Raw genomic sequence first — 16,255 nt, 5'->3', positions numbered from 1 at the left:
TGATTTCACCGACTGGTGCGGCGTTCGCACGGATGGGTGGCGTTAGCGTCGAAGGGGCTCGAGCGTTTGTCTGCCTCGATTGGTTGGCGGCCACCGCGGTCGCCGGTTTGCTCGGTCTGGTCGTCGTCCCGGGTTCGCCGTATCGTCCGTGATCAACGGCAGACACAGCGGACGCTGGACAGCAATGGTGTGATGGACAACCGTTGAACGTTTCCCCGTTAGTGCGCCGCGCACGTTGAGACCCATTGGCCCGCAGTAACGATACGATTGCACCCGATGTTTCGCGCACGATCCGAAGAGAACGAAAAAACGTACCGGCTGGCCGTGATCGGTCTGCTGCTGGGTAGTGCCGCTGCGCTGGCGATCACCATTTGGGTGATGGTGGACTTTCTGCGTGAACAGCAAATTGTCGAAGACTTAATCGGCCAATTGCCACGCGACGGCCGCGAATCGGCCCAGGTCTTGGCCGGGGAACTACGCTGGCAATTTCGACTGACCATCTTGGTCGTGTTGAACCTTGTCGTGACCGGGATCGCCGTGGTGTTGCTGTCACGGGCGTATCGTTCGTCGTTGCGAAGCCTGCGTGACCTTAAAGCGTTGGCCGGCGACATTCTAAGCAGCATCGATCAGGCGGTGATCACGACGGACCGTGACGGCCGAGTCACCAGTATGAATCGTCGTGGATTGGAATTACTGGACCCTCCCAGTGAACCCGTCGGACGGTCTTTACGTGACCTGGCGCCATGGGTGCCGCTGGACGAGTTTCGTCAAGGACGAGAGGACCGAGAAGGCGGCAAACAGTCGGACGATTTTGAAACGACGATCCGTGACGACGACCTGGTGCTGCAGGGATTCTGTCAAACGTTGTGCGATATCGATGACCAGGAAATCGGCTATGTGATCCAGTTGCGCGACGTGACCGATCGCATCATGATCGAAGAACGGGTGCGACGGATGGAACGATACATGGGTTTGGGGTCACTGGCGGCTGGGTTGCATCATGAGATCAAAAACCCTTTGGCGGCACTGTCGCTACACGTCCAACTGTTGGAAGAACAATTGGATGGGAAAGACGAAACGGATGATGTGCGACAAATGCTGCGTGTGATCCGCAGCGAAGTGGTTCGAATCGGTGGTGTGCTGGAGGTCTTTCGTGATTTCGCGTCCATCGATCGTTTGAATCTGCAGCCGGTCGATTTGAAACAGTTGATCCATCGTCAAGTCGACTTGATCCGACCGACGGCAGAAAAACAGAGAGTGGTCGTCGAAGTGCGCTGTCCCGAGAATGATTTGCCGGAAGTGATGCTGGATCCGGTCCGGTTGGAACAGGTCTTGTTGAACTTGTTGATGAATGCATTGGAAGCGATGCCCGACGGTGGCCATCTGTCGGTCCAGGCCATCGACAACCACGGCAGTACAACCTCCGACACAGTGAAGATCAACGTGGTCGATTCCGGGACCGGTATTCCCGACGAACTGAGCGAAAAGGTTTTTGATGCCTATTTCACAACCAAGGGTTCGGGGAACGGACTGGGGCTCGCCTTTTGCGACAAGATCATTCGCCAGCATGAAGGCAGTCTGCATTTTCATTCCGGTTCGGGGGGCACCACCTTCGAAATCACCCTGCCAATCGGTTCCGAGTTTGACAATCAAGAGTGAACGTCATGGAAGATGAATTTCAAGTATTGATCGTCGATGACGAACCGAACATTCGGTCGGGCCTGGCGCGAGGTTTGGAAAAGGAAGCCACGCACATTGATACGGCCGGCACGGTCAACGAGGCGCTGGACAAATTTGATGCGGGCGATTTCCAATTGGTGATCGCGGATGTTCGTTTGCCGGGTGATCGCGACGGTTTGGAACTCGTGTCGTTGGTGCAACAACGAAAACCCGGCACGACGGCGATCGTGATCACCGCCCATGGAACGGTTGAAACGGCGGTTGATGCGATGCGACGCGGCGCCTTCGACTTCATCACCAAACCGGTCGATCTGAACCTGATCCGCCAACAAATCACCAAGGCCCGCGAACACCATCGGCTGCAATCGGAAAATCGGGAATTGCGTGACCGCTTGGCCGAAGCGGGTGAAGTATCGGGGATCGTGGGGAATTGTCGCGCACTGCAAGACGTGTTGACACAGATTCGCCAAGTGGCCGACACCGATGCGACCGTCTTAATTCGTGGCGAAAGCGGTACGGGAAAAGAGTTGATCGCGCGGGCCGTTCACGACCTTAGCAATCGGTCAGGCGGACGTTTCATTGCAGTGAACCTGGGCGCGCTGCCCGAAACCCTTTTGGAAAGCGAATTGTTTGGCCACGAACAGGGCGCTTTCACCGGCGCTTCGCGTCAGAAACCTGGGTGCTTTGAACAGTCCACCGGCGGAACGCTGTTCTTGGACGAAATCACCGAGATTCCGGCCAAGAGTCAGGTCGATTTGTTGCGTGTGTTGGAAACGGGACACTTTGCGCGAGTCGGCGGAGAAGAAGTCTTGGAGTCCGATGCGCGAATTTTGTCGGCAACAAATCGTGACATCCAGCAGATGGTCGATGACGGCGAGTTTCGCGAAGACCTGTTTTATCGTTTGAACATCGTGCCGATCGAAGTCCCGCCATTACGTCAGCGGCGGGAAGACATTCCTTTGTTAGCCGACCACTTCCTGGAACATTTCTGTGCCCGACATCGTCGTCCCGCCAAGACGATTCATGATTCGGCGATGACCCTGTTGGTCCAGTCCAGTTGGCCCGGAAACGTACGCCAGCTTCGCAATGTGATCGAGCGGCTGGTTGTCACCGTCGCCAACGATACGATCGAAGCGAACCACCTGCCCGCCGATTTGCAAGCGGCGACGTCACCAGGGCTTTCCGAACCGGTGACGCTGGCGGAGGTCACCGAAGCCGCCGAAAGGTCGGCGATTCAATCCGCCCTGGCGGTCAACGATTTCCACCGTGAACGAACGGCCAAATTGCTTGGTGTCAGCGTGCGGACCTTGCACTACAAGATGAACCGCTATGGATTGCACTAGATGCGGTGTCTGAATCTGATTTCAGATGCAATTCACTCCGTCGCGGTCTTGGCATCGGGGCGTCCACGTCGATTGCGACGCGTGGTCGATTCCCAGGAATCGTATAACGCACGCAATCGCTTGGCCGTGTCGGGATACTGGTCGATCAGGTTTTGACTTTCCGATTCGTCGTCCGCCAATTGGAAAAGGTAGGTTTTTTCGCGGTCACCGCGACGGTCGACGACATACTTCCAATCGCCGTCTCGAACACCTTTCCAAATCGATTCACCGCGTGGCTTTCGCCAATACAGCACGCGATCGGGATGTTCGCCGTCAAGAATGTCCATCACGTTGACGCCTTCCAGTTGGTGCGACTCGGGGAAGTCGGCTTGGGCCAGATCGGAAAACGTTCGTGTCCAATCGAACGTCAGCGTTGGAACGTCGCACACCGTGCCGGCTGGAAGTTTGCCGGGCCAATAGGCGATCGCCGGAACGCGGATACCGCCTTCAAAGGTGCTGCCCTTAATCCCGCGATACGGATCGTTTCTGGCGCTCTTGGTTCCGCCGTTGTCACTGGCAAAGATGACCAACGTGTTTGCGTCGACGGAATCGAGGACACGTCCGAGCTGTTGGTCCATCCGCTGGATCATCGCGCGATAAACATCGGGCGGTGCGCTGCCCTGTTTCCATAACGGCGAATCTAGGGGCAAAGGATGCGTTTGTCGGTCATCCGGACCTTGGAATGGCGAATGCGGGCAGGTGTATGGCAGATACAAAAAATAGGGACGTTCGTGTCCGCCGTTGATGAACTTGACCGCTTCGTCGGTGATCAAGTCTGTGAAATATCCCTCGTCACGGATCGGTTTGCCATCACGAAAAAGGTTGTATCCGGCAACGTTGTCGGTGTAATGGAAATAGTCCATTTCACCACCGATGCAATAATACGTGTGGTCAAAGCCGTGCAGGTGGGGCGCGAACTTTGGTTCATAACCCAGGTGCCATTTTCCGAAAATCGCCGTTTCGTATCCGGCGGATTTCAACTGGGCCGGCAAGGTCGGGATTGAAACGGGAAGTCCCAGATCGTGGGTGTCGCGCAGGCGAATGGCGTCGTCATAGCGGCCGACGTTTCCCGTACCTATCGCGCATTCCAGTCCGCCGATCCATTGTTGATAGCGACCGGTCAAGAATGCCGCGCGGGTCGGCGAGCATTCCGCGCCGTTGGCGTAGTGTGCGGTGAACCTGACCCCATCGGCTGCCATCTGGTCGAGCCGTGGGGTTTGGATGTCTTTGCGACCATAGCATCCAAGATCGCCGTAGCCCAAGTCATCGGCCAAAACAAAAACCAGATTCGGCCGATCCGACGTGGGGGCGATGTCCGTGGTTGTGTCAGCCGCGGTCAACCGTGTGGGGCCATGCAGGATCAACTGCGTCGTAATGGACAATGCGATGCAGAAGATCCAAAAGCAAATTCGATTTTGCAACATCAGAAGGTGCCATGGTGAGAATCCGGAATCGCGACATTCTAACAGCTTGGCTGAGTCGCATTGTGAATGGATTCATCACTCATGGCACGTCTGCAATTCGTCGTGGGAATTGTTGGCCCAGCGACGTTCCGATTCTGCAAGCTGCCGGTCAAGCTGCTTGGGCCAACTGCGGCACCGGGATGTTGGCCTTCTTCATCCGCTGCAAAATCTCGCTACATAACTGTGCGTAACGCAGCGAGAATTCTTTTCCGTACTTGGTTTCACAACTCGCCACCGGTTGGTCGACCAACCGTGGATCAACCGCACCGGCAAGCTGGCTGGCATTCGGGATGATGCTTCCAAAGGGTTCAGGCAATCCTTCGAATGGTTCCAAGACCATTTCGCGATGCAGGACGGTTTGTTGACGATACAGCGTCCAAAGGGTGCCCAGGCAATTCGTTTTGTGACGTTTCAGACGCTGGACCAAATTGAACGAACCACGAACCGAAAGCTGGTCGGGGATACTGGGGATGATGCAACCGTCGGCGATGCGCAGGAACATCTTGACTTGCATCGCGATGCTGGGAGGGCAATCGACGATGATCAGATCAAAAATGCTTTCCAAGATCTTTTTGACCTTGGGCATCTGCTTTTTCAAATGGTGACCCAATTCGCGCTCGGTCACGAACGTTCGGCAACAGCGTTTGGATCGAAACACGTTGCTGTAAAAATCATCAATGCGAAACGAACACGGCAGTACAAATAGATTGGGGCGTGACGCGGCAACACTGGATGAGCTGGGGATGATGTAGTTCGCGACCGAATGCACATCGAAATCAACATCCGACATGGCAAGAAAAACATCATGCAGTGTCCGGTGTGCTTTTTCGCAGCTGAGCATTCGGCTTTGACCCAGCAACAATTCGCCGGCCATGCTTTGGTGGTCGGCGTCAATCACCAGCGTCTTATAACCGACTTCTGCGAACGTTTCAGCGATTGCGACGGTCGACGCAGTCTTGCCGACGCCGCCTTTCAGGTTGATCATCAATAGGGTGGGCATAGAACTCGACTCTCCATGGGGGAAGGAACCGTGGGGCACGTCATGGGGTGACGTTCCCATCGGCGTCGAGTGGGGGAAGTGCTCACCTTGAACGGGTGTTGTCAACCGAAGACGCCGGCAAGGTCCGGCGCAGACGGCAAAGTCGACATCATCGATAAGGTTTTCGATTCGCAGGATCTGTCCATCACGGACGACACCCCGGCTATTCTTTTTTGGTCAGCGTCATCAGGTATTCCACCAAGTCGACCAAACCCTGTTGGTCGGTGGTGTGGTGCAGATTTTCCGGCATGATGGATTTTTCGCTTTTGATGATTTCTTCCAATTCGTCCTTGTCAATTTCGCGATCGATCGCTTCGGCGGTCCGCAGCGTGACCGAATCGTCGGTTTCGCTGACCATCACGCCGGTGATGATCTGGCCGGAATCCAGAAGCGCGACATAGTTTTCATAGTTGTGGCTGATGCCCGCGCTGGGATCCAAGATGGATGTAAACATGGCTTCGCGGGACAGCTTGCTGCCGATTTCCGAAAGGTCCGGGCCCACGGTTTTGCCGAAACCGTCGACCAGGTGACAATTGCTGCACGTCGCGACGCCCCGAAATAGTTTGCGTCCCTGTTCGACGTCGCCGTTCATCTTGGCCATTTGATCCAGCGGGGCCAGCGGTTCGTGATCGGCTTGTTGGGGCAGCGGCAAGATCTTGGCCGCTTGATTGCGAATGTCCGCATTGGAAACGGATGCCAAGCGTCCACCGACCAGCAGACGAGTGTCGGCGGGCAGTTTTCCACCCGTCGCCAATTCCAAAAGTTTCTTTTGGCCGATGTTGTTGCCCGCCATGGATGCGATCGCAGCCGAGCGAGTCGCAAAGGGTTGATTGGCGTTGGCGACCAATGACGACAGCATCGACATCGCGCGCGGATTGCCCAGCATGCCGACCAGCCGAATCGTTCGTGTCGCCTTTGCGGTATCCGCGTCGCGCATCCACCGATTGATACGGTCGATGCCGGATTGTTCTTGCAACACGGTCGAAAGGGCTTCGACGGCGGCAGACGAGTTGCCATCGGAAAGCATCAACGATTCAAAGGCCGATTCCAGCTTCTGTGGTTGGAAACGCTTGATCAGCGTCAGGTAGTTGGCCGTGCCGCGTTGGGATTGGACATGTCGATCAATGGCCGCGGCGATCTTCGGTGATCGGTTTGCCGCGTCGAAGTCGCGGATGCGTTGTACCGAACGTACGATTCGACGGTCCGCGATGGTGTCGTCCAGATCACAGTCGATCAGATGGTTGACCAGGCGTGATAGCGACGCGGCGCGGACATCATCGGAGTGATACTCCATCGCGCGAAAGTACCGCCGCTCGTCCGAATCGGACAGATCCGCCTTTGACAAAAGGTCGGCAATCAGATCGGCCGATTCGGGAGCCCTCAGACGCCAGACCAATTCGCGCCCCGAGGGGGAATCCCATTGTCCATCGATATGTTGCATCCACGCGGCGAAACAATCGGCGGCTCGCAAATCGCTGGCGATCCCCAAGGCTTCCAGCATCCAGCGATCTTGACCGTCATAACCAGCGGCCAGAGTTGCAAAAACGCCGGGCATCGCATCGGTGTCATCGAACCGCAACGATACCGCAAGTTCACGTCGGACTTGCGGATCGGGGTCTTCGGCAAGCTGACCAAGTGTTTGAGCGGTCGACATCCCCAGTTGCCCGGCCAGGCGGATGGAAACGATGCGGATGTTCGGGTCGGCATCCTTGGACGCTTCGTCCACGTAGTGTGGTCCACGACCATCGGTTTTTCCCAACAGCCAAAGCGCGCGAGCACGGTAACGCGGATTGGGATCATGACGATACACATCCAACAAAGCGGCTTCTGCGTCGGTCCCCATCGCGTGCAGGGCTTGCCAAGCCTTGAAGCGGACCGAACGGGCCGGATTCTTCATCGCGGCGATGGCACCGTCCGCGGTGGAATAATCAAACGTCGGAACCTGATACTTCGATCGCGGCGGTGCGACGCGGAACAAGCGGCCGCGATCACTGTCTTCTTGGCGGTGTCCACCGACACCGGGATCGTACCAGTCGGTGACAAACAACGATCCGTCGGGTGCAACGCAAACATCCGCGGGACGGAACCACTGATCGCGAGTTCCCGTCAGGATCGGATCGATATCGGCGGTGTACCCTGCTCCATCGGATTTCATCGGATACGCGCGAACAACGTTGGGGCCGGGGTCGCAGTGAATGACTTGATTCCAAAACCTTTTGGGCAACAACTGGCCTTCGTACATACAGATCCCGCTGGGCGAACCCGCACCGGTTTGCAGGACGTTGGGAACCACGCCGGGGTCGTTCAAGTGCCAGTGCCGAAGCGGGATTTCGTCATCCATCGTGATCCGCTGTGCTTTCCACGAGGCACCGGTTAATTCGTCGCGATAGCCATAATTGCCGTGTTGCATCACAAAGTTGATGCGCGTCCCTCGGTTGCCGTCGTCATCGTTGTCGCTTTGCCAAAGCGTGCCGAACGAATCGACGGTTGTTTCCCAGTTGTTACGAAAGTTGTGTGCCAAGACTTCGAAATTCGACCCGTCCAAATCGGTGCGAAACGGCATGCCGCCATAAAACGGTTGGCCGTTGTCCACCACAGGACGCCCATGAATGTCGACGACCGTTTGCCCCTTGGCGTCTTTCACCTGCATTCCGGTGTTGCCAAAGTTCCAGTACAGCTTGCCATCGTCACCGAATAGAAACGAGTGCGCCGAATGGTCGTGTTGAGGCTGGCCGACGTCGGTATAGATGACTTCTTTCCTGTCCGGCACGTCGTCGCCATTGGTGTCGGTGAATTTCAGAATCGATGGCGATGCCGAGACGATGATTTCATTTCCCAGCACGCAAATGCCCATCGCTGAATCAATATCGCGACCCTGGTAAAACGTTTTGACATCATCGGCGACGCCATCCCCGTCGGTGTCTTCCAAAATCAAGATGCGGTCGCCCTCGGGGCGTGCACCTTGGCGTCGGCGATAGTTCATGACGTCGCAGAGCCAGATGCGTCCGCGGTCGTCGATGTCCAAGTTGGTCAGACTGCGTAGGGTTGGTTCGGACGCGACCAGCGTTGCCGCGACGCCCGGTGCGACATCGATCCCCGCGATGGCGTTTTCGGGGTGACGCGGGTCTTCGGTTCGGACCAGCATCCCAGCACCGGTGATGGAGCGCATCGGCGTGACCGAAGAGATGTTTTGGAGTTCGAATTTTTCGAACACGTCATCCTTGTTGAAGTTCTTTGGCGGATCGTAGTCCTGGTTTTCCAGCAGGTCGTCAAACTTGACCGATTGCAATTGTGATCCATCGGCGTCCAGGGATTCACCCGCCGTCCAGCGGATCGCGTTGGTAACCAATCGACGCACCGGAGCATGTCCCCAGTTCCAATGGAAATGCCCACCGGTGAAACCAAATGAACGTCCGCCATCGGGACGATCGAACACCCAGGCGACCGTTTGCGAATCGCCGCGGGCGACGCTCTTGCGAACGTGCGGATTTCCGCTGTGGGCGCCGTCTTTGCGACGCATTGTTTCTGGCGGCGCCACCGCCGACAGGATCGGTTGCAGCCCGGGTTGGTCGGTGAAACGTAAGTGAAAATACCATTCGTCTTCACTTCCGAATGGTTTCACGCCGGCGGTGACGGGGTGATCGGGCAGGTTGGCAAAATCGGCATGCCAGTGCGGATTGACGCTGTAATTCAATTCGAAATTACCGCCCAGCCATGCCAGCCAATCGTCTTGAGCCGACGGCGGAACTTCTACGGCGTAATGCAGACACACGAAACCGCATCCCGCCGCCATCTTTTCGGCCAAGGCATCGCGGTGCTCAAGAGCCAAATGCCGGCCACCGCCGTCGCAGTAGATGACGATCGATTCGGCATCGTCCACCAATGCTTTGTCTTCTGGCCAACCCCGAACCACACGAACGTTGACACGATCGGTCGACGCGACGATGGCTTCTTCCAGGATCTTTAGCCCCGCATAGTGCTCGTGGGCACCATAGCCGTGGCTGCGTGATCCGGCGATCATCAAAATGTCGGGTTTGCTGTCGTCCCGGGCATCAGCGGCGTGAACTGACGCGAAGCAAAGGGTCGACAATAGCGCAGCGGCGGCGCACATCGGTGCGCAGGAAGCAAAGGTCATCATCCGGATTGGCGGGGCGTTTAGGCAGGCGTGGCTGGAAAAGCGATCGAAGGAAACGCAGTTTAGCCCAATCGCATTGCCGATGTGGCCGTGAAAACGGCTCGCCCCAACGACTTGCCGGCGGGACGATGACCGGGCCCGCGGCGAATCACTGGATCAGCTGACGTCGCCGGCGGACCAAGTGCCATCGATGCGGCGCCAGGTCTTGCCGGTCGGGTTGGCGTTCGCCAGCAATGCGGGCAAACGTTCGGCGCGAATGTTGTCGAACGAAGTCAGTTTGCCGAAACGGATCATCGACGCCGGGATTCCGACGGCGGTGAATCCAGGGTGACCAGTCGACGGATAGGGGCCGCCGTGGTTCATCGCGGGGCTGACGGCCACACCGGTGGGCATTTTGTCGTTCAGCAAGCGGCCGACTTTGGGTTTCAATTCGAATTCGACTTTCCGGTACACGTCTTCATCGCTGCTGCCCGTTGCCGAATAAACGCAGCCGGTCAGATTGCCTTCCAAATGGCTGATCGCTTGGCACAGCTGTTCCAAGTCGTCGCAAACGACCATCAGCGATGCGTTGCCGAAGGCTTCGGTCTGAAAGCCATCGGGATTTCCCAGGAATGATTTGCCGTCGACGGTCATCAATGTGTTGGCCATCGCGCAGCGATCCGATTCGACGTCACCACCACCGGTGATCAACTTGGCGCCGTAGTCGACCAAAGTCTGGACGCTGGACGACAGGCTTTTCGCGACCGCGGGCGACAACAACGTGCCCGCCGCGGTGGATTCAAACTTTTGTCGTACCGCATCGATGAACTGGTCGCTGGATTCACCGCGGACCAGCATCACCATGCCGGGATTGGTGCAAAATTGGCCGGTTCCCATCAACACGCTGGTGACAAATTCATCGACGATCGCATCCCCGCGTTCGGCCAACGCATTGGGGGTGATGACCACCGGATTGACGCTGGAAAGTTCCAGATAGATTGGTTTGCCCGCGGCGTCGGCGGCCGCTTTCAATTTCAATCCGGCCGAACGGCTGCCGGTGTATCCGGTGGCTGCCAAACGCGGGTCGGCGACCAAGCGTTCGCCGTCGGCGTGGCTGGTGCGATAAATCAATTGCACCGTGGCGGCGGGCATGCCCGTTTGCTGGATCGCTTTGAGGGCGGCGACGGCGAACAGACGCGTGGTTTCGGGATGTGAACTGTTGGCTTTGCCGATGACCGGATTACCGGCGGCGATGGCGGCGGCAAAATCGCCTCCGGAAACGCTGCCGAAAGCAAACGGGAAATTGTTCGGACCGAACACCGCGACCGGACCGATCGGTTCAAAGCAACTGCGGATGCCGGTGGCCGTATCGATCGTTGCCATCGCCCAGTCGCCACTTTCACAGGCGTCGGCGGCAAGACGCAGTTGGTTGGTGGTACGGGGCAGTTCGACATCGGCCAAGCGAGGTGATTTCGCCAGGCCGGTTTCCGCAAAGGCGGCGTTCACCAAATCATCTTTTGCCGATTCGATTTCGTCGGCGTACGCGCGAAGAAACTCGGCGATCTTTGCCGCGGGTAATCGACGGATTTTTCGCGCCGCATCGGCCGCCGCGTCCAGGGCCGCATCACAGTCGGACCAACTGCTGACGGGAAACGTTGCGTCCAGTGTTTGGTTCTGGTTCGGGTCGGTCGCTTGGAACGTCGATTGGGTGTCGGCGTCTTTCCAGGTTCCGTTGATCAAGACTTGTGCGACGGCGGGTGCAGCGGTGGACATAACGATGGCTGGGGATATTCGTATGCGTGGTGGGCAAGGAAAGGACGATCGTCGCTTGTGTGGGCTAGCCCTGGACGACCGTGTTGGAAAGCGTGCCGATGCCGGAAATTGAAATGTCGATTCGGTCACCGGGATGAAGCGTAAAGTCGCTGGTCGGGACGATGCCGGTGCCGGTCATCAGGAACGCACCGTCGTCAAAGGAATTGTCGCGACCGAGCCATCCAACCAAGTCTTCGAATCCGCGTGCCATTTGGTCGGCGGCGGTTTGTTGGTCGAAAACGATCTGGCCGTCGCGGTGAATTTTGAGGTCGACTTGGATTTGCGCCGGCGGTGGCAATTGGTCGTACAAAGTGATCCAAGGCCCCAGCGCCGCGGATTGGTCGTAACATTTGGCTTGGGGCAAATACAGCGGGTTTTCGCCTTCGATGTCACGCGAACTCATGTCGTTACCGACCGTCAGACCGACGATTTTCATCGCCGGACTGATGACCAACGTGACTTCCGGTTCGGGGACGTTCCAGGTCGCGTCTTTTCGAATGCGAACGCTTTGGCCGTGTCCGCTGACGCGTCGCGGGGTCGCTTTGAAAAACAATTCCGGACGATCGGCTTGATAGACGCGGTCATAGCATGACGCGGCGGCTTCGGATTCTTCCATCCGCGCCGTCTGGCTGCGTTTGTAGGTCACGCCGGCCGCCCAAACTTCTTGGTCGTCGATCGGCGGCAACCACTGGCCCACGGATTCGATCGCGACGGGTGATTCGGTGGCCAAAGACGACGCCGTGCCGATCGGATCGTCGGCCGCGATGATGTCGATCAAACGCTTCACCGAACCGGTGGGCGTCAACGGAAACAATTGGTTCCCGTCGATCCGGCCGATTCGAACGGACCCGGTGTCGTCGATAAACTTTGCTACGGTAAATTGTCGTTCGTTCATGGCAGAAAACATATCGCAGATCGCACCGTCTCGGGAGGGTTTGCGTTGGGAAGTCAGGTGGAATGAAGTCCAACCAAACGCAGCGTCGGTTCGTGCCCTTCACATTGTTGGCGGTCGTTGTCGTGGCCATCGCCGCGGCGCTTTGGTGGGCCGCCAACCGCACGGGCGACGATTCATCGACACCGGCCGCTGACGACGAAAATGCGTTGCAGACGGTGCGGGTCGCCTTGGCCGCCACGGAGGATCTGGACGGTGACGCGGCGGATAAGGCTTGGTCGCGATTGCGACAGATGCGTCCTGATGATGTGGCGGTCACGCGGAACTGGGCATTGAACCGACTGTTAATTGTCGACCGCCTGGCGGAGCAGACTGAAAACCGATCGCTGTCGGCCGACCAGCGTCAAGCCGCACGGACCGCCCTGCCCGATCGTATCGCCGAAGCCAACGCGGCGGTGGACGCTTTTGGATCTCTGCAGCCCGACGCCGATGTTCTGACGCGATGGATGAAGGCTCGTGTGGATGTTCGCCAAGCCGCCCTGCTTCCCGCGGCGATCGCGCGCGGGGCGACGCGACGCGTTTTCGATGACCTTGCCGATTTCGTTTTGAAACATCCCGACAAAGACACCGTGATCTTGGCCGGTACGATTTGGGACTTGGTCAATCGCATGGGCATCATCGAAGATTTGCCGGCGGATTTGCGAGACAAAGCTGCCGATGCGTTGACCCAGCTTGCCGAATCCAATCCAGACAACCTGTTTGTCGCCGTTCAAGCGGCCCAGTTGAACCTTGCCGCCCAGCGACCTGCCGCGGCACAGGCGATAGAAAACGCGGCACGCTTGGCGAAAGCCATCCAGCCGGAAATGAAAGCTCGGGCCGGTGGCGCGATCGAGTCGATTGACGGGCTGGTCACGCAAATGACGGATGACATCGCCCAGCAGGATTGGCAGACGGCCAATCGCGGCTTTGGCATCTGGTTCAACCTGGTCAACGCGTCGGAATTGATGAAGGCGGACCGGCGACGAGCATCACCGCACCCGTTGGATCGGATCAGCTTCGAAACGATCCGCCAGTTGAGCATGGAAGCCCAAGACGAATCTCCGGTGCAAGCATTCGATGCGACACTTTCGTTCCGACATGTCGTCATCGATGATTCGACCGATGCGAGGTCGGTGATTCCCGTCGATTTGAACGTCAATTTGCGACCCGATTTGGTTTCCGTTTCGGATCAGAACGAAATCACGCTGTGGCGACAAAGCGACAGTGGCGACTTTAAAAGGATCGCCGATGATGCAGCCGGAATCAACGTCGCGGGGATGATTGCGACGGACTTGTTCATGGTGGATCGTGCCGCACCGGACAAGGTCAAGGTATTGCCGCCGGCGGATCCGGATGCCACGGCGACGCCCGATTTTTCGGTCGGTCTGCGTCACAACGTGGTTCCCACCTTGGTCGTTTACGGCGACGAAGGGATCCGATTGTTCGGGATGGACGGTCGTGACACGACGGCGGACGATCGGCGGTTGTTTGCGGTGGATGCGGCGACGGGGCTGGAGGACGTTCGTGATGTCGTCAAAGTCGTCGCCGGTGACTTGGAAGGCGACGGGGATTTGGATCTGGTTGTCGCCACACGAAACGATGGCTTGCGTCTGTTCGTCAACCGAGGGACGCGGCGTTTCTTTGAGGTCGAAGCGCCGGCGACCGGCACGATGGTCGACTTGGCCATCGTTGATATCGATCGCGACTTGGACTTGGACATCGTCGCGGTGGAAGAAGGCTCGGGGACCATTGGATTGCTGGAAAATTTGTTGCATTTGCAATTTCGGTACCGTGCACTGTCGGGTGCTCCCGCGATGGCCGATGCCCAGCGTGTCTTCGTCGATGACGTCGACGGAAATGTTTCATGGGACTTGGTGGTTTCCGGCAAAACAGGTGGCCAAATCGTTTGGTCTCAAACCGCTGACGCGGGCATGTGGACCGTCGATTCGGTTTCCCAGAACGATGGCCCGATGATCAACGGCCTGCTGGTCGATTTCGACAATGATTCCTTCGGCGAATTGTTGCATGCCACCGACGACGGTTCGCTGAAGTGCACGCATTTGACGTCCGATGGTTTTGGGGCGACCAAGGCGGTGCAAGGTGACGGCATGGTCGGCGATGTCTGGCATGCCGCCGACTTTGACAACAACGGACGCATCGATCGTTGCGGCGTTGACCAGCGCGGCATCGTCTTGGGCATGAACACCACCGAAAACGATGCCCATTACTTGCAAGTACGCATGAAAGGGATTGACGACAACAATGCCGCCAGCGGCCGTGTCAATCACTATGCGATCGGGTCGACGTTGGAACTTCGTTTCGGGCCGCATTATCGTTCCAAAGTCATCACCAGCCCGATGACGCACTTCGGTTTGGACGGAATCGACCGAGCCGATTCGCTGCGGATCATCTTTCCCAACGGGTTGACCCAGACGACCCGTTCACCGGCCGTTGACACGTTGGTGGAAGAAGAACAGACGCTGAAGGGCTCTTGTCCCTACCTGTATGCGTGGGACGGTGAAAAGTTTGCTTTCGTGACCGACTGTTTATGGGCGGCACCGTTGGGATTACAGGTGGCCGCCGGTGTCGTCGCCAAGGATCGGCCTTGGGAATACTTGAAAGTGGACGGCCGTTTCGTGGCGGAAAAGGACGGTCGGTATCACTTGCGACTGACGGAAGAGCTTTGGGAAATCGCTTACTTTGATCACGTCGCCTTCACCGCCGTGGATCACCCGCCCGGCGTCCAGATCGAGACCAACGAAAAGGTCGGACCGCCATCGATCGCCCAGCCGACCATCTATGCGTTTGATCAGGCCGACATGCAACCGGCTGTGGCGGCGCGGGACACCCGTGGGAACGATGTCGCGGATCGGTTGGCCGACGTCGATGGGCGATACGTCCAAGGCTTTGATCGTCGCATTGTTCAGGGTCTGTGTCCGCCGCACTGGATCGAATTGACGGTACCCGATCAGGCGTTGCAGCGTCGCGACGCCGGTGAAGCGGTGTACATGGTTTTGACCGGATGGATTTTGCCGACCGACACTTCGCTGAACATTCAGATCGACCAGAACGATGAAATGCCACCGATCGAGTTCCCCGGAGTTTGGGTTCCCGACGGCGATGCGGCAGAAACCAAAATGCCGGGCTGGCGACCAGCGATCGCATCAATGGGATTTCCGGGCGGGAAAACGAAAACGATTGTGGTGGACGTGACCGATGCGTTGGTGCCCGAAGATCCTCGGTTGCGGATTCGAACATCAGCCCAAATCTACTGGGACGCCGCAAAATTCACGAACCGTCGTGGCGATGACGCTTTGGTCGTTCACGACTTGACGATGGACACCGCGGAGGTCGGCTATCGCGGTTTTTCACGTCGCATCCGTACATCACTACAACAGCCCGAAACCTATGACTATCACATTGCGGACGCCGATCCGCGTTGGCCACCTCTGCAAGGATCGTTGACCGGACCCGGTGATGTGTCGGACATGCTGTCCCAATGGGACGATAAGATGGTGGTGATCAGCGGCGGCGATGAAATTCGATTAACGTTTAAGGTTCCCGATTCGCCGGTGCCCGACGGATATGTGCGTGATTTTGTCTTGCATTGTGTCGGTTGGGATAAGGACGCTGACTTGAACACGCTGGCCGGTCAATCCGCCGACCCGTTGCCCTTTCGTCATATGAAATCCTATCCCCCGACGCTGGCCGACCAAGATGCCGCCGCGCAGGTGATGCGATCGCATGCCACCTCACGCAATCGCCGACAATCGTTCCGGCGATTTTGGCAACGTCCTTGAGCCGATCGGCGACTTTTCCCCTTTTGATTCCCGC

8 protein-coding genes are annotated in these 16,255 nt (G+C 57.6%); 3 read left to right on the top strand and 5 right to left on the bottom strand.

The features are described 5' to 3' along the window. Positions 1 to 276 precede the first annotated feature (276 nt). Together Mal65_RS15220 and Mal65_RS15215 are read left to right on the top strand one after the other, a co-directional pair. Positions 277 to 1,659: a two-component system sensor histidine kinase NtrB gene (locus Mal65_RS15220; protein WP_145299267.1), complete on the top strand. Its 1,383-nt coding sequence runs from the start codon at positions 277 to 279 to the stop codon at positions 1,657 to 1,659. A gap of 5 nt (positions 1,660 to 1,664) precedes the next feature. Beyond that, on the top strand, positions 1,665 to 3,023 hold the full coding sequence (locus Mal65_RS15215) for a sigma-54-dependent transcriptional regulator (RefSeq protein WP_145299264.1): 1,359 nt from the start codon (positions 1,665 to 1,667) through the stop codon (positions 3,021 to 3,023). Positions 3,024 to 3,055: 32 nt separating this feature from the next. Here the strand turns inward: Mal65_RS15215 and Mal65_RS15210 are convergent, their stop codons facing one another. From Mal65_RS15210 to Mal65_RS15190, 5 genes are all read right to left on the bottom strand, one after another. Next, entirely contained in the window at positions 3,056 to 4,486 is a 1,431-nt protein-coding gene (locus tag Mal65_RS15210; protein ID WP_145299261.1) for a sulfatase-like hydrolase/transferase, read from the bottom strand. 148 nt (positions 4,487 to 4,634) lie between these two features. Continuing rightward, positions 4,635 to 5,525 carry a ParA family protein gene (locus Mal65_RS15205; protein WP_145299257.1) on the bottom strand — a complete coding sequence of 297 codons (891 nt, stop codon included), beginning with the start codon at positions 5,523 to 5,525 and terminating at the stop codon, positions 4,635 to 4,637. Between the two features lie 202 nt (positions 5,526 to 5,727). Further along, positions 5,728 to 9,585 (bottom strand): PVC-type heme-binding CxxCH protein, encoded by a 3,858-nt coding sequence (locus Mal65_RS15200; RefSeq protein WP_196784194.1) that lies wholly within the window; start codon positions 9,583 to 9,585, stop codon positions 5,728 to 5,730. 270 nt (positions 9,586 to 9,855) lie between these two features. Beyond that, positions 9,856 to 11,451 (bottom strand): aldehyde dehydrogenase (NADP(+)), encoded by a 1,596-nt coding sequence (locus tag Mal65_RS15195; RefSeq protein ID WP_145299251.1) that lies wholly within the window; start codon positions 11,449 to 11,451, stop codon positions 9,856 to 9,858. Positions 11,452 to 11,515: 64 nt separating this feature from the next. Continuing rightward, on the bottom strand, positions 11,516 to 12,385 hold the full coding sequence (locus tag Mal65_RS15190; RefSeq protein ID WP_145299248.1) for a fumarylacetoacetate hydrolase family protein: 870 nt from the start codon (positions 12,383 to 12,385) through the stop codon (positions 11,516 to 11,518). Positions 12,386 to 12,447: 62 nt separating this feature from the next. Between Mal65_RS15190 and Mal65_RS15185 the strand changes: the two genes are divergently transcribed. Continuing rightward, positions 12,448 to 16,221, top strand: a complete 3,774-nt coding sequence (locus tag Mal65_RS15185) for an FG-GAP-like repeat-containing protein (RefSeq protein WP_145299246.1) — start codon at positions 12,448 to 12,450, stop codon at positions 16,219 to 16,221. Positions 16,222 to 16,255: the final 34 nt, after the last annotated feature.

This window comes from Crateriforma conspicua, from assembly GCF_007752935.1.
GTDB classification, from domain to species: domain Bacteria; phylum Planctomycetota; class Planctomycetia; order Pirellulales; family Pirellulaceae; genus Crateriforma; species Crateriforma conspicua.
The sequence above is the reverse complement of the archived record's forward strand: the minus strand, read 5'-3'. Positions and strand labels throughout refer to the sequence as shown.

What these genes read in the sequence shown, in the direction of transcription:
- Mal65_RS15200 (WP_196784194.1), bottom strand. Translation starts at nt 9,585, where the DNA reads ATGATCGCCGGATCACGCAGCCACGGCTATGGTGCCCACGAGCACTAT.
- Mal65_RS15210 (WP_145299261.1), bottom strand. Translation starts at nt 4,486, where the DNA reads ATGTTGCAAAATCGAATTTGCTTTTGGATCTTCTGCATCGCATTGTCC.
- Mal65_RS15185 (WP_145299246.1), top strand. Translation starts at nt 12,448, where the DNA reads ATGAAGTCCAACCAAACGCAGCGTCGGTTCGTGCCCTTCACATTGTTG.
- Mal65_RS15215 (WP_145299264.1), top strand. Translation starts at nt 1,665, where the DNA reads ATGGAAGATGAATTTCAAGTATTGATCGTCGATGACGAACCGAACATT.
- Mal65_RS15195 (WP_145299251.1), bottom strand. Translation starts at nt 11,451, where the DNA reads ATGTCCACCGCTGCACCCGCCGTCGCACAAGTCTTGATCAACGGAACC.
- Mal65_RS15205 (WP_145299257.1), bottom strand. Translation starts at nt 5,525, where the DNA reads ATGCCCACCCTATTGATGATCAACCTGAAAGGCGGCGTCGGCAAGACT.
- Mal65_RS15220 (WP_145299267.1), top strand. Translation starts at nt 277, where the DNA reads ATGTTTCGCGCACGATCCGAAGAGAACGAAAAAACGTACCGGCTGGCC.
- Mal65_RS15190 (WP_145299248.1), bottom strand. Translation starts at nt 12,385, where the DNA reads ATGAACGAACGACAATTTACCGTAGCAAAGTTTATCGACGACACCGGG.